Source organism: Mesorhizobium sp. M1396, from assembly GCF_040317725.1.
In the GTDB taxonomy this organism is placed as follows: Bacteria; Pseudomonadota; Alphaproteobacteria; order Rhizobiales; family Rhizobiaceae; genus Mesorhizobium.
Map to the genome: position 1 here is coordinate 1 of NZ_JAMYLA010000023.1, position 14,025 is coordinate 14,025.

The 14,025-nt window shown below is 59.6% G+C and carries 9 protein-coding genes and 1 pseudogene; 6 read left to right on the forward strand and 4 right to left on the reverse strand.

Going from position 1 to position 14,025, the window contains the following annotated elements; all coding sequences use genetic code 11:
- The coding region (locus NKH02_RS16640; RefSeq protein ID WP_352880112.1) for a PLP-dependent transferase at positions 1 to 287 on the reverse strand (287 nt) is incomplete at its 3' end.
- Between the two features lie 83 nt (positions 288 to 370).
- On the opposite strand from NKH02_RS16640, the gene pdxR reads away from it, so the two are divergent.
- From pdxR to NKH02_RS16660, 4 genes and pseudogenes are all read left to right on the forward strand, one after another.
- Positions 371 to 1,867 (forward strand): MocR-like pyridoxine biosynthesis transcription factor PdxR, encoded by a 1,497-nt coding sequence (gene pdxR, locus NKH02_RS16645; RefSeq protein WP_502913821.1) that lies wholly within the window; start codon positions 371 to 373, stop codon positions 1,865 to 1,867.
- Between the two features lie 158 nt (positions 1,868 to 2,025).
- Positions 2,026 to 2,517: an MOSC domain-containing protein gene (locus tag NKH02_RS16650; protein ID WP_352546090.1), complete on the forward strand. Its 492-nt coding sequence runs from the start codon at positions 2,026 to 2,028 to the stop codon at positions 2,515 to 2,517.
- A gap of 6 nt (positions 2,518 to 2,523) precedes the next feature.
- Positions 2,524 to 3,474: a PDR/VanB family oxidoreductase gene (locus tag NKH02_RS16655; RefSeq protein ID WP_023697831.1), complete on the forward strand. Its 951-nt coding sequence runs from the start codon at positions 2,524 to 2,526 to the stop codon at positions 3,472 to 3,474.
- A gap of 51 nt (positions 3,475 to 3,525) precedes the next feature.
- Positions 3,526 to 5,921, forward strand: a pseudogene (locus NKH02_RS16660) (transketolase).
- 169 nt (positions 5,922 to 6,090) lie between these two features.
- Here the strand turns inward: NKH02_RS16660 and NKH02_RS16665 are convergent.
- The 3 genes from NKH02_RS16665 to gmd form a co-directional block, all read right to left on the reverse strand.
- A complete protein-coding gene (locus tag NKH02_RS16665) occupies positions 6,091 to 7,512 on the reverse strand; it encodes a phosphomannomutase (RefSeq protein ID WP_352880116.1) in 1,422 nt (473 codons plus the stop codon).
- Between the two features lie 351 nt (positions 7,513 to 7,863).
- The gene (fcl, locus tag NKH02_RS16670; protein ID WP_352880118.1) at positions 7,864 to 8,808 is read right to left on the reverse strand and encodes a GDP-L-fucose synthase; all 945 of its coding nucleotides are present in this window, start codon (positions 8,806 to 8,808) and stop codon (positions 7,864 to 7,866) included.
- Entirely contained in the window at positions 8,808 to 9,878 is a 1,071-nt protein-coding gene (gmd, locus tag NKH02_RS16675; protein ID WP_023692482.1) for a GDP-mannose 4,6-dehydratase, read from the reverse strand. The genes fcl and gmd overlap by 1 nt, the downstream gene beginning before the upstream one ends.
- A 967-nt stretch (positions 9,879 to 10,845) precedes the next feature.
- Between gmd and NKH02_RS16680 the strand changes: the two genes are divergently transcribed.
- Positions 10,846 to 11,832 carry a nodulation protein NodZ gene (locus tag NKH02_RS16680; protein WP_352553813.1) on the forward strand — a complete coding sequence of 329 codons (987 nt, stop codon included), beginning with the start codon at positions 10,846 to 10,848 and terminating at the stop codon, positions 11,830 to 11,832.
- Between the two features lie 239 nt (positions 11,833 to 12,071).
- Complete coding sequence (locus NKH02_RS16685; protein WP_023766636.1) at positions 12,072 to 13,487, forward strand: mannose-1-phosphate guanylyltransferase/mannose-6-phosphate isomerase; 1,416 nt, start codon at positions 12,072 to 12,074, stop codon at positions 13,485 to 13,487.
- Positions 13,488 to 14,025 lie beyond the last annotated feature (538 nt).

The window sequence follows — 14,025 nt, forward strand, 5'->3', positions numbered from 1 at the left end:
ACCAGCCCCGCCTCGGCTCCTTCCAGATTCGCGAGCCGCTGCTCGAGGATCTCGGTCGTGGGATTGTATTCGCGCGCATAGAGCCGTCCACCAAGGGCGGCGGCGGCATCGTTTGCTGCCACGCTTTCGAACCCATAGGTTGACGTCAGGAACACTGGCGGCTGGACGGCATTGGAAAAGCCGGCCGGATCGTAGCCATGATGGATCGCCCGGGTGGCAAATCCGGGGCTGGTGCGGTTGAGCGACCCCGTGGGAGCATCGGTTTCGGATTGATGGGAGCTGGTCATTCGGCCTCTGCGATCTCTCTTGGGGTTCCGAAAGATTGACGGCAACCTGGCCAATGTGAAATATCCAGTTGGCGATGAAAGAGATGGTCCAGTCTTCAAGTGCCGGGTCTGCAGCGCGCTCGCACGCGATGGGTGCACGCCAGATATACGAAGCCCTTCGCGAGCAAATCCTCGGCGGCGTCTACGAAACCGGCAGTCAGTTGCCATCCTCCCGGGCCCTGGCAAATGACCTCGGCGTTTCGCGAACCACGGTGACGGTCGCCTATGAGCAACTGGCTGCGGAGGGTTTCATCGAAGTCCGTCAAGGCGCACGACCTCGCGTTCCGTCTTCGTTGATGGGTCATGGGACGGGGCGCACTCACGCGCAACGGGTCGGCCCGATCCACCTGTCCGCATATGGCGAGCGGCTGCGCGCGACGTCACCCTGGCCTGATTATCTGCCGACTGGGCTGAAGGTCGAGTTCCGCTATGGCGACCTCGCGCCGTCGGATTTCCCTTCATTGGTCTGGAAACGCGCGATGAACGAGGCGATGGGGCAGCGCCCGCTGCGTCTTGCCTATGACGATCCTCGCGGCTCGCGCCGGCTCCGCCAGGCGCTTCAGGGATATCTCTGGCGCGCCCGGACCCTGAGCTGCGACCTCGACCAGATCATCATCGTCAGCGGTTCGCAGCAGGGCCTTGATCTGTGCGCGCGCCTGCTTCTCGATCCCGCCGACCGCTTCGTCATCGAGGATCCGTGCTACAGGATGGCGCGTCAGGTCTTTGCCAGTACGGGTGCCTCACCCATCCCGGTCATCGTCGACGAAGACGGGATGAGGACCGAGTTGCTGGCGGGGATCGGAGCACGACTGGCTTATGTGACGCCATCGCATCAGTTTCCGCTGGGCGGCGTCATGCCGATCGCGCGCCGCCATCAGCTTCTGGAATGGGCGCGGCACAACAACGCCTATGTGATCGAGGACGACTACGACAGCGAATATCGCTACGACATCAATCCGGTCCCTCCGCTGCACAGTCTCGAGGACCACGGGGCTGTCATCTATCTCGGCACGATATCCAAGACGCTCTCGCCAATGCTGCGCATCGGCTACCTCGTCGTCCCACCCGAATTGCAGGAGGTCTTCGCAACCGCCAAACAATTCGCAGACCGGCATTCGCCGGTCGCTGAACAGGAAGCGCTGGCATCGTTGATCGAGAGCGGCGGCTACGAAAGCCATGTGCGCCGTGTGCGCAGGCTGAACGGCGAGCGTCGGGAAACGTTGTTGGGCGCCTTGCAGCACAGCTTCGGGGATCGCATCACTGTCCAGGGAGCTGATGCGGGACTGCACGTCGCGGTTTGGTTCAATGACCTGCCACGATCGCGGGAAACGGCCTTGGTCGAATCCGCCCGCGACGCTGGCCTGGGGCTACACTTGATCTCGCCGCTCTACGAACGGCCATCGGACGAAGGCCGCACCGATCGCGTCGGACTTGTCATGGGCTATGCCGCCTTGAGCATTCGGCAGATCGGGAAGGGCGTTGAGGTCCTGCGAGAGGTTGTCAAGCAGGTGCAAGACGCGATGCCGGCGCGGAACAACTGAGACGGGGCGACGCCGAAAGCTGGCGCTGAAAACGGTCCGAGGGCCCCGGTATTTCTTTCCAAACAGCCAACTGGACCGGGAAAATGCCATGCAACTGGCGCTGTTGATCAGGCCAGTTTTGCAGCAGGTTTGCACGAGACGAATTTCCGAGAGCGATGATGACCTGGCGAGGAAAGCTGCTTCACGTCCATATCGCGCCTGCCGCCTCCTATGAAATGGAGGAGCTGGCGCAGGCGCAGTTTATTGCCGGCCAAGGCATTGTCGGAGACCGCTACTACCTGGGGACGGGGACCTATTCCGCGCGTCCTGACGTTCGCGAAGTGACGCTGATCGAAGCTGAAGTCTTGGACGCCATCGCGCAGGGCGAACCCAGAATTCCGGGCTTCAAGGCCAAGCTCGCACCCGAAGATCACCGGCGCAATCTGACGACACGAGGCGTTCCGCTTAGCCATCTTGTCGGCAAACGCTTCCGGGTCGGGGAAACGATCCTCAGGGCCGCCCGGATGAATGTGCCGTGCAAGTATATCGAGGAGTTGCTCGGGCTTCCGGGTCTCTACGAGGGGCTTCTGAACCGCTCCGGCCTGAACTGCACAATCGAGGTCGGGGGCGTGATCCGGCCCGGTGATCTGATCTTGCCCATCGACGAGTGAAACGCCATGGCCTCGCCGCGCATCATCATGAAGCTGACCGTGACCGCCGCCCGCAAGGAGCCGGGCGACGTGCTGGTCATCGACCTGAAACACCCACGCAAACCTGTGCTGCCGGCGTTCGAAGCGGGTTCTCACGTCGACGTCCATCTGCCTGAAGGGAAGGTGCGTCAGTATTCACTTTGCGGCGACCCGACCGAGCTTGGCCGCTACACCATCGCGGTGAAGCGCGAGAATGACGGCCGTGGCGGCTCGGCGTGGATCCACGAAACCATTGCCGTCGGCTCCACACTGCCTGTCTCCGCGCCACGCAACCATTTTGCGCTCAAGCCAGGCGAGGGGCCGACTTTGCTGCTGGCAGGGGGAATCGGGATCACCCCGATTCTGGCCATGGCGCGCGCGCTCACCCGGCAGGCCAAGCCCTTCGAGTTGCACTATTTCACCCGCAGCCGGGCGCTCACCCCACTCTTGGCGGCGATCGGGAGCGATCTTCCTGGCGGCAATGTGCGGATCCATTTCGACGACGAGCCTCAGACCCGGCAGAACATCGCCGCGCTGCTGGCGAACCGTTCGGACGACGCGCAGACATACTACTGCGGACCGCCTGGCTTCATGGCGGTTGTGGGGCGCGCGGCTCAACACTGGCCCGAGGGTACTGTTCATTTCGAAACTTTCCAGCCTCCCGAGTTTGATGGCGCGCCACCGGAACCATTCGTCATAGAACTGGCTGAGGGCAGGGTGGTTGAGGTTTCGGCTGAGACCACGGCACTGGCCGCCTTGCGTGCGGCCGGTGTGCCGTTGATGGCCTCGTGTGAGAACGGGGTGTGCGGGACCTGCGAATGCGCAATGCTGGCGGGACAGCCGATCCATCGGGATGCCGTCCTGTCCAAAGAGGCACGCGGCCACCGCTTCATCCCCTGCGTGTCGCGCGCGACAGGTGTGTTGAAACTCGATCTTTGACCATTTGGGCGGGGGTCCTGTGAGACCGGCAGCTGATTTGCGGGAAACTGAATGACGAGGAAACTGGAATATCTGAACGAGATCGAGCGCTGCGTCTCCTGGCTCGCAGCCTGGACGATCCACCACGCCAACCACGTCCGCGAGGGCGATGAGATCAAGGTCGGGGGGCATCAGGCCTCGTCCGCGTCGCTGAGTACCATCATGACCGCGCTCTACGGTTCGGTCCTGCGCCCGCAGGATCGGGTGGCGGTCAAACCCCATGCGGCGCCGATCTTCCATGCACTTCAGTATCTGGCGGGCAACCAGACCCACGAAAAGCTCATGAACTTCCGCGGCTACAAGGGCGCGCAGAGCTACCCTTCGCGGACGAAGGATGTCGACGATGTCGACTTCTCGACCGGGTCGGTGGGTCTCGGCGTTGCTCAGACGCTGTTCTCGTCGCTGGTGCAGGACTACGTCTCGGGTCACGGCTGGATGAAGGAGCGTGCCGAGGGCCGAATGGTCAGCCTGATCGGCGACGCCGAGATGGATGAGGGCAACATCTACGAGGCCCTGATCGAAGGCTGGAAGCACGGGCTCAGGAACTGCTGGTGGGTGGTCGACTACAATCGCCAGTCGCTCGACGCCGTGATCCGGGAGGGCCTCTGGCAGCGTTTCGAGCAGATTTTTCGCAACTTCGGCTGGGACGTGATGGTCCTGCGCCACGGCGCTCTGCAAGAGGCTGCCTTTGCCGAGCCGGGGGGCGAGAAGCTGCTCGAGTGGATAGAGCGCTGTCCGAACCAGCTCTATTCGGCGCTGACCTTCCAAGGGGGTGCTGCCTGGCGCAAGCGGCTGCTCGACGAGATCGGAGACCAAGGGCCGGTCACCACTCTGATCGAACGCCGCTCCGACGACGAGTTGCAGGCGTTGATGACGAACCTTGGCGGGCATGACATGCCGAGCCTCCTCGAAGCCTTCGAGGCGGCGTCCAGGCATGACCGTCCCGTCTGCTTCATCTGTTACACCATCAAGGGCTACCGTCTGCCGCTTGCCGGACACAAGGACAACCACGCGGGGCAGATGACGCCCACGCAGATGGAAGACTACCGCCTGCAAATGGGCGTAAAGCGGGGTGAGGAGTGGGACAAATGGGCGGCCGCCACCTTGCCGGAAGCGGAACTTGACGCCTTCTTCGCAAAGGCGCCGTTCTTCAGTGAGGGGCGTAGGAGGCTGTCTGCGCCGTCGGTGCCGGTGCCTGAAACCCTTCCGTCACCGGGGCAGCCCGGCAAGCCGCTCTCGACCCAGATGGGGTTCGGCCAGATCCTGAACGACATCGCACGCGAGCGCAGTCTGCTTGCCGACCGCATTGTCACCACCTCGCCCGATGTGACGGTCTCGACCAATCTCGGTGGCTGGGTCAACCGGCGCGGCCTTTTCGCCCGGGAGACCATGGCGGACACCTTCAAGGCCGAACGCATTCCGTCGACCTTTACCTGGGAATTTGGGCCGAAGGGGCAGCACCTCGAGCTCGGGATCGCCGAGTCGAACCTGATGATCATGCTCGGGGCGCTCGGTCTCTCGCACTCGATCAATGGCGTGCGCCTGCTGCCGATCGGGACAGTCTATGATCCCTTCATCTACCGATCGGCCGACCAGCTAAACTACGCCTGCTATCAGGATGCGCGCTTCATGCTGGTCGCAACGCCCTCGGGCGTGACGCTGGCGCCCGAGGGCGGAGCACACCAGTCGATCGGCACCCCATTGATCGGCATGGCGCAGGATGGGCTTTGCGCCTTCGAACCGGCCTTCGTCGACGAACTGTCCGTGATCATCGCTTTGCCTTCGATTACATGCAACGTAATGGCGAGGGGGATCCGGATGAGACGACGTGGCTGCGTGATCAGACCGGAGGATCGGTCTATCTTCGCCTGTCAACCCGGCCGCTCGAGCAGCCGCTGCGCGACATGAACCCGGCGCTCGCGCGGGACATCGTCAATGGCGCCTATTGGCTGCGTCCGCCCGGGCCCAACGCGAGTGTCGTCATTGCTTATCAAGGCGTCGTCGCGCCGGAGGCGATTGCCGCGACGGGTCTTCTGGCGGAGGACCGGCGCGATGTCGGGCTGCTCGCGATCACCTCCGCGGACCGGCTTAATGCGGGCTGGCAGGCGGCGGAACGTGCCCGGCAGCGTGGCGCGATTGGCGCGCTGAGTCATATCGAGCGGCTGCTCGCGCCGCTATCGCGTGACTGCGGCATCGTCACCGTGATCGACGGCCACCCGGCGACGCTCGCGTGGCTCGGTGGGGTTAACGGGCATCGCGTGAAGGCGCTCGGGGTCGAGCAGTTCGGCCAGACGGGGACTATTGCGGACCTATACCGTCACCACGGCCTGGACACCAACGCCATCGTACATGCGGCGCAGGCGGTCAGTGCGGGACCGGCTGTTCGCTACCGGAAGGCGCTGCCTTGACCATGAGCTACCGGATGCTCCGTGGCTGGTACGGATCGGCTGTTTCCACGGGCGTTCCGGTTCGCTTCAAAGCGGACAGGGCCGGGACACTGTGGACGTTCTGATCGCGCTTGAGTAGCTTGTGCGACCCCCAGGGTCACCTGGGAATACGCAGGGAGGCGGCTTTTATTTAGCCTTGCGCCCAATTACGAATTCGATCCAATCCAGTCCGGAGCAAAAGCTCCGCGTCCTCCCGATTTTCGGCTTCGACGTAGCACCGCATTTCCGGGGCATTTCCGGATGGACGCAAATGCAAGACACGCTTATCCGCGAGAGTGATACGAAGTCCGTCAACATCGCTAACCTTGCTTACCACTCCAATCGACCCGACGAAGGCGGCGATGTTAGTTTCCGCTGTACGAAGGTATGTCATGAGGCGAGTGCTGCTTTCGACGGAAAAATTTTCCAAGCGATCCGCCGCCGCCGCCGGCAATTGAAAGGAACTGCCAATCTCCGACAGTGGCTGCCCACTTGTATTAACAAGGGAAAGTGCCGCGAGGATGGGGAGAAAACTGTCGCGTGTAGGTAGCGCTGGCAGTTTAGTTCCGTTCGGGTCAAAGTCCGTGCCGGTCAACAAACCACCGTTTGCTTCGAAACCAACCACGCGCTCGTGACCCGACGCAACCAAATCGAGCATGGCAGCAATAACAAATGGCGATCCAACCTTGGTACGCACGACTTTAAAAGAACCTGCGGTCTCGATACCAGAGTTTGATGTGACCGGCGTGACGACTGCCTTCGCTTGCAGGAAGTTCGCCGTAATCAGGCCTAACAAATCACCGCGAAGGGGGTCTCCGTGGTCGTCAGCTACCAGTGGGCGGTCACCATCGCCATCTGCCGAGACGACCGCATCAAGCCGATGCTCTTTGGCCCAGAGCTTGAACTGTTGAGCAGTCTCGTCCGAGACCGCTTCAGTGTCGACAGGAATGAAATCTTCCGAACGTCCCAGGGTTACGACCGTCGCACAGTGATATGAGAGAATGTCAACCAAGAGATCGCGCGCGACTGTGCTGTGCTGATATACGCCCACCGTTAAGCCCTTTAGAGCATTAATCTCCATAAGCTTTCGATTGCGCGCCATGAAAAAGGCCTTGCATTCGGCCTCCCGGTGCTCCCGACGTGCAACAGCACCTTCAAGGACGTATCCGCGCTTCTCCAACTGCAAGGCGATGCGCGTTATCTCCCGCTCATCATCCTTGTCGATCTCACCGTCGGGTCGATAGAATTTTATTCCATTACGGTCGGCCGGAATGTGCGAGCCTGTGATCATCAAACAACCACTCTTACGCGCCTGAGCATACAGTGCCAGGGCAGGGGTGGGGACTGCGCCGCAATCGACTACGATGAAGCCGAGCGCAGACAGTGCCGCCGCACAGACGGCGGCGATGGCCGGACTCGAGGCGCGAAAGTCGCGCCCTATGAGTATCTCGTCGCCAATTCTGGCCAGGCCGGATTCCAGCAGGAATGTCGCGAATGCCGTTGCATATAGGGCAGAGGCGGCTCCTGCCAATTCTGTCGCCAGGCCCCGTAATCCACTTGTTCCGAATTTCATACCAAATCCGACGTTGCTAACCGGGTTTTGAGGTAACATGCTCAAACCTTGGCTCGTCCGGAATGCCCATCGACAGATCCCTCGGACGAGAACAAGAAGTACATTCGGTTACCGTAGACGCGTTCGGTTATCGAGGGTTACCCTTGTGAGGATTGACGCAGTCGGCGTCGGCGTGGGCAGCGCACCGTGACCTTCACGGCGACGAGGTTGGAGCGGATGGGGTCCGGGTCCGGCAGGGCTCCTCGCGGCTGGCTCACATGAGCGCTATCGCCATCGAGTGATTGTCTCAGTCTACATTAGCTCTGGGTCCCGAAAGCGCGTACAGGCCTGAGACGCAGCAAATCCTCTTATCTATCGCCGTTCGGTGTAGCTCCCGTTCAGAAATGCATGATAGACACTCTCGATGCCTTCCATGAGAGTGATCTTTGCTGCCCATCCCAAAGTGCGCAGCTTGTCGACGCTCATCAGCTTTCGCGGTGTACCGTCAGGTCTAGAGTGATCATGCGCGATCTCCCCAGTAAATCCGACTACACGGCAGATCATTCTGGTCAGCTCTAGGATCGTGATGTCCTGTCCGCAGCCGAGATTGACGTGATCATGGTCAGAGTAGTTCTTCAGAAGGAAGACTAATGCGTCGGCGCAGTCGTCGACGTGCATGAATTCCCGACGTGGTGTGCCCGTGCCCCAGATGGTGATTTGCTTATTACTTATGAGCTTAGCTTCATGCGCTTTCCGGATCAGCGCTGGGATGACGTGGCTTGAGTGCAAGTCATAATTGTCGCCTGGCCCGTAGAGATTCGTCGGCATAGCGGAGATGTAGTCGCGGCCATATTGCTGGCGATAGGCTTGAGCCATTTTGATGCCGGTGATCTTGGCGACGGCGTAGCATTCGTTGGTGCGCTCTAGTGGCCCGGTCAAAAGCGCGCTTTCAGGAATGGGCTGTGGTGCCATCTTCGGATAGATGCAAGACGAGCCGAGGAAGAGGACGCGGTCGACATTGTTTTCGTGGGCTGCCGCGAAGATATTGGCCTCGATCATCAGATTGTCGTAAAGAAAGTCGACCGGATAGGTGGCGTTCGCGAGAATACCACCTACCTTTGCCGCCGCCATAATGATAGCGTCCGGTTTCACCACTGCCACGAAGTTTTCAACCTCGGTCTGTCGCTTGAGGTCTAGCTCTCCCCGAGGGGCGGCCACAACTTTGCAGTCTTCAGACGCGAGTCGGCGTACAACAGCGCTGCCCACCATACCTTTGTGGCCAGCGACCCACACGGTTTTTCCGTTCAGATCATACATTACGCTTCCTTCATGACTACAGATGTCTGCATGACCTTCAGGTCTTCGCGTACCATTTCCGCAGCAAGCTCGCGCACGGATGTCTCATGCACCCAGCCGAGCTTCTCCTTCGCCTTGGTAGCGTCACCCAGGAGAAGATCGACTTCCGTGGGGCGGAAGTAGCGTGGGTCCACTTGGACTAGGCATCTGCCGCTCGCTACATCATAGCCCTTTTCGCCGACACCCTTGCCACGCCATTCGATCTCGACGCCGATATCTTCGAAAGCCCACTCGACGAATTGGCGGACAGGAGTCGTTTTGCCCGTCGCCAGCACGTAATCATCCGGTTGATCCTGCTGTATCATCATCCACATACCTCGCACGTACTCACGCGCATGGCCCCAATCGCGTTGAGCATCGAGATTGCCGAGATAAAGCTTGTCCTGCTTGCCCAGGTAGATAGCAGCGGCAGCGCGGCTGATCTTGCGCGTCACAAAAGTTTCGCCACGAAGGGGGCTTTCGTGATTAAAAAGAATGCCGTTGGAAGCGTGCATACCATAGCCCTCGCGATAATTGACGACCATCCAGTAGGCGTAGAGCTTGGCGGCGGCGTAAGGGCTGCGCGGATAAAAGGGCGTCGTTTCGTTCTGCGGTACGGACTGCACGAGGCCGTATAGCTCCGAAGTCGAGGCTTGATAGAAGCGGGTCTTGTCCGTCAGACCGAGGAGGCGAATCGCCTCAAGAAGTCGCAATGTACCGATACCGTCCGCGTTTGCTGTGTACTCAGGTGTTTCGAACGACACCTGCACATGGCTCTGAGCAGCCAAGTTGTAAATTTCGTCTGGCTGAGATTCCTGAACTACGCGGATGAGGTTAGTCGAATCAGTGAGGTCACCGTAATGCAAGATCAGGCGCGGATCGGATTCGTGCGGGTCTTGGTAGAGGTCTTCGATACGACCCGTGTTGAAGGAAGAGGAACGTCGCTTAATCCCATGAACGATGTAGCCTTTTTTGAGAAGAAGACGGGCAAGATAGGCACCATCCTGTCCAGTTATGCCCGTAATAAGAGCAACTTTTCTGCTATCGCCCATTCTATTCCTGCTCTATTAAAGTTTAAAGTTTCGGCTCCGGCTCGCCACGCCGACACAATGTGCGGCCAGCCCCGTGCGCTATGGAGCACTTCGACAGATGCGGCGCGAAGCTCGTCATTGACAGTCCGCCAGCCGAGCACACCTCTTGCTTGGAGTCACAGCAAAATAGAGTTGCGCCGCTAACCTGTCGGCTTCGTACATGCGGTCTGAGTGCCGCTCAGCTCACGCCGTGAGCGCATGTACTCCCAGCACCTTGCAGCTGATTTGCTCATCCATCAGTGAGTGAGGACGCCTTTCTTTCTTGCTTCAGCGTCTTCTAATGGGAATTGTTTGGATCAGTGAAATCGATTGTTTGGATAAAGTGCATCCACAGAATGGATGGTCTGGCCGAGCAGCGGGGGCGCATCGCCGGCCCGGAGTCGTAGGCGCGAGCTTCCGTTTCGGGGCGAGGACAAAGTTCGTGGCCGCGAGCCCTCACCACAGCATCCGGCACAGGTCGTGCAGAACTTTGGGAGCAGACTGCAGATTCTGTCGATCAGCTGGTTCCAGGCGCGTCGAGCTGTCGACCTCATCTCGCCCGGTACCGGTTGCTGTATGCAGCTTGCACCCTTGGCGTATGGCGTCGACGGAACGATTTGCTCCGGCAGGCAGTGTCGCAGCGTTTCCCGGCTGTTTCGGCTCTATTGGCCGGGCCCGCGTCAGCCGAGCCCCTTCATCATGGCATCCAACACATGGATGGCCGGCATCCACTCAATAGATTTTACATATGCCGCGGAGGCCCAGTAGAGAAGGCTGAACCGGAAGCGAGGGCATCGGCTTCAAGCTGTGCGAGCGTCACGGGATTAGTGGGCAGTGCTGAGTGAGCTCTTCTGCCCTATGCCCCGGCCTCTGCCAAGCGCGTCAGGGTCTACGTGTCGACTAAGGATACCAAACCGGGCAACCTCCTCTCTGAACGAGATTTCCGAAAATGCATGTTAGTGGATTGGAAAAGCGCCGGTTCGTCGTCTCTCGGAGGCGTACGGGGTTCGGTGATTGTCTGTGGTCATTGGCGGCCGCTTGGCGCTACGCGCAGCGGTCGGGACGAACTCTAGTCATCGACTGGCGGGGGGCCTGCTACCTCGACCAACCCTTCACAAATGCGTTTCCGGTGTTCTTCCAGCCGATCAATGACATCGCTGGCGTGCCGGCTATTTCCGACGACCGGATCAACGACGTTTCCTTCCCTGGTCCATTCTTCCCGGAGTGGTGGAACAGGCCGGCGATCGAGTGCCTTTACCGGCCAGATGAGCAGATTTTCCAAGAGCGCGATGAGTTGGGCGAGCTCTTTCAGGCCGAACACGATGTCGAAGCGAACACAGTAGTGTGTGACGCTTGTCTGATGTGGCGGTGCGATGAGGATGCAGAGCGGCAGGTGTTCCAGAGTGTCAAGCCTCGGCCAGAAATTCAAGCCCGCATAGATGCCATTTATCAGGAATGTTTTGAGGGGCACAGCATCATCGGGATTCATGTTCGGCACGGTAACGGTGAAGACATCATGGAGCATGCGCCCTACTGGGCCGATCCGGAGCTCGCCGTTCGGCAAGTGTGCGCTGCAATTGACAAGGCTAAGGCGTTACCGCACCCCAGGCCTGTGCGGCTGTTCTTATGCACGGACAGCGCGCGGATACTGGATCTTCTGTCGGCCAGGTTTCCCGATCTGCTCACTGTCCCGAAGCACTTCGGATCCAATCAAGGTGGCCCCTTACACACTGCAGCACTCGGGATTGACGGCGGAATTTCCGCCCTCGTTGAGATGTATCTTCTCGGGCGCTGCGATACCGTAATTCGGTTTCCCCCGACGAGCGCCTTTACACGATATGCACGCCTTTTCGCACCACGGGTAATTGAATTCGATCTGAAAGAGCCAAGTCGTTTGACTTTGATAGAAGGCAGCCAAGTCTCTGATCTCAGTTAAGACCCGCCACCTGCGCAATTCGGCAGACGCAACCAAAGGCATAGTTGAATGCGCATTTCTCACCGACGCCAGTGGAGGCGTCGTACATTACCGATAGCGTCGTCATCTGACGCCGCCTGCAACGCGCCAGAACTTCGCTGTTACGCGGGGGCCGCAGACAAGCCAGAGCGACGGCGATCGTGACGCTGACGCTCGAAAGAACGCGGGCGATCACTCCAGAGACGAAATTGAGGTTGGTTATGAAAGTCATTCCCGTGATCATCAGCGGCGGAGCCGGATCGCGGCTATGGCCCGCCTCAAGGCAATCGCACCCCAAACCTTTCCTCAAAGTGGCGGATGGATATTCTCTCATTCAGCAGACTGTGCTGCGCGCCGCTTCGATAGAAGGTGTCGTGGAACTCGTCGCTGTGACATCCGGGGACCACCTCTTCCTGACCAAGGACGAATTTGACGAACTGGATTCCGTGGTCCTGCCACGCACCTTTCTGCTCGAGCCCGAAGCTCGGGATACGGCCGCCGCCGTGGCTGCAGCCGCGATCCATGCGAGGGCAACGCAAGGCCCTGACGCGATCCTGTGCGTCTTCCCGGCCGATCACCTGATTAGCAACCTGCCTGCGTTTCTAGACGTCATGGGCCTGGCCATGGAACATGCGAAGCTCGGGCGGATCGCCACATTGGGCGTCACCCCAACCAGACCGGACACCGCATTCGGCTACATCGAAGCAGATGGTGAGAACGTCGTCCGTTTCGTTGAAAAACCGGATCTGGAGACAGCCAAAGCCTATGTCGCGTCTCAACGCTTCTTCTGGAACGCCGGCATCTTCTGCTTCAGTGCGCAAACCATGCTCGACGAGATGGTTTTGCATTGTCCCGAGGTGCTCCAGGCCGTCGCCGACAGCTATGAGAACGGCCGCGCCAGTCAATGCCAAGGCTTTGCCAAAATCGAACTCGCGCCTGAGCATTTCGGTTCCGCGCCGCGAATCTCGCTCGACCACGCTGTCATGGAGAAGACTAACAGACTTGCCGTGATTCCCTGCGACATGGATTGGAACGACATCGGATCTTGGAACGCAATGGCCGATTTGATCGCCCCCGACGAAAGCGGGAACAGGATACGCGGCGATGTGCACATGGTCGACACGACCGGCACCTATGTGAGCTCCGACAAGCGCGTCATCGGCACGGTGGGCGTAAGCGATCTGGTGATCGTGGATTCCCCGGACGCTTTGCTTGTCACATCCCGCGACCGCGTTCAGGACGTTAAGAAGCTCTTCGAGGGCCTCAAGGCTTCGGGACATGAAGCTCATCTGGTCCATAGCACGGTACACCGGCCCTGGGGTACCTATACGGTTCTGGAGGAAGGCGAGCGCTTCAAGATCAAACGCATCGAGGTGAAGCCCGGTCGCCAGTTGAGCCTGCAGATGCACTATCATCGTTCGGAGCACTGGGTCGTGGTCAGCGGCTCCGCCAAAATCGTCAATGGCGAGCAGGAGCTGTTCCTGGGGACAAACGAATCTACTTACATCCCCTGCGGCCATAAGCATCGGCTCGAGAACCCAGGCAGAATTGACCTGGTTATCATTGAAGTGCAGAGCGGCGATTATCTCGCCGAGGATGATATCGTTCGCTTCGACGACGAATATGGTCGAACGTAGATAACAGTACAAAAAACGTTAAACGGCGAGCCGTCGCTCAAGGATCTCTGTCGTGGGTTCTGGGCCTGACATTGACAAGCAGCGGGCCGAGCGTGTCATAGTATCCGCCTCGCACTCTCATCAGGCACTCGATCGTGGTCGAAAACATCGGTGAGCGCTTGACAGCGCGCCGTCCGCGGTAACGAAGACTTCAGATCTTTTTAGGCGGACCCGTTGCTCAGCTGTTCAACGGCACAGCCGTATTTCAGCCTGTAGGCGGAAATGAAATCCTCATCGCTGCAGATGCAGCGGCCGCTGGAATCTTTGGCTTTCGGATCATGGAGGTGAGAACCAAAGGGGGCGCAGTAGTGCTGGTTGTCCGACTCATCGGAAAACCCGCACTATGCTTGACTAGGTCTGCGGCAAGCATGATCCCGGCAAGCGCTGATTGAAAGGCCATCGGAACCACGGTTCGAACGAGACGACTTCCATCGCTAAGCTGGAACACCAGACCGCCGCAGATAGCCTGCTGATAAAAGGAACGGAGGGGCTGGCCAAC

Bases quoted from the DNA above. Each gene is read 5' to 3' on its own strand.
- pdxR (WP_502913821.1), top strand. From the start codon at position 371: ATGGTCCAGTCTTCAAGTGCCGGGTCTGCAGCGCGCTCGCACGCGATG.
- NKH02_RS16650 (WP_352546090.1), top strand. From the start codon at position 2,026: ATGACCTGGCGAGGAAAGCTGCTTCACGTCCATATCGCGCCTGCCGCC.
- NKH02_RS16655 (WP_023697831.1), top strand. From the start codon at position 2,524: ATGGCCTCGCCGCGCATCATCATGAAGCTGACCGTGACCGCCGCCCGC.
- NKH02_RS16665 (WP_352880116.1), bottom strand. From the start codon at position 7,512: ATGAAATTCGGAACAAGTGGATTACGGGGCCTGGCGACAGAATTGGCA.
- fcl (WP_352880118.1), bottom strand. From the start codon at position 8,808: ATGTATGATCTGAACGGAAAAACCGTGTGGGTCGCTGGCCACAAAGGT.
- gmd (WP_023692482.1), bottom strand. From the start codon at position 9,878: ATGGGCGATAGCAGAAAAGTTGCTCTTATTACGGGCATAACTGGACAG.
- NKH02_RS16680 (WP_352553813.1), top strand. From the start codon at position 10,846: ATGCATGTTAGTGGATTGGAAAAGCGCCGGTTCGTCGTCTCTCGGAGG.
- NKH02_RS16685 (WP_023766636.1), top strand. From the start codon at position 12,072: ATGAAAGTCATTCCCGTGATCATCAGCGGCGGAGCCGGATCGCGGCTA.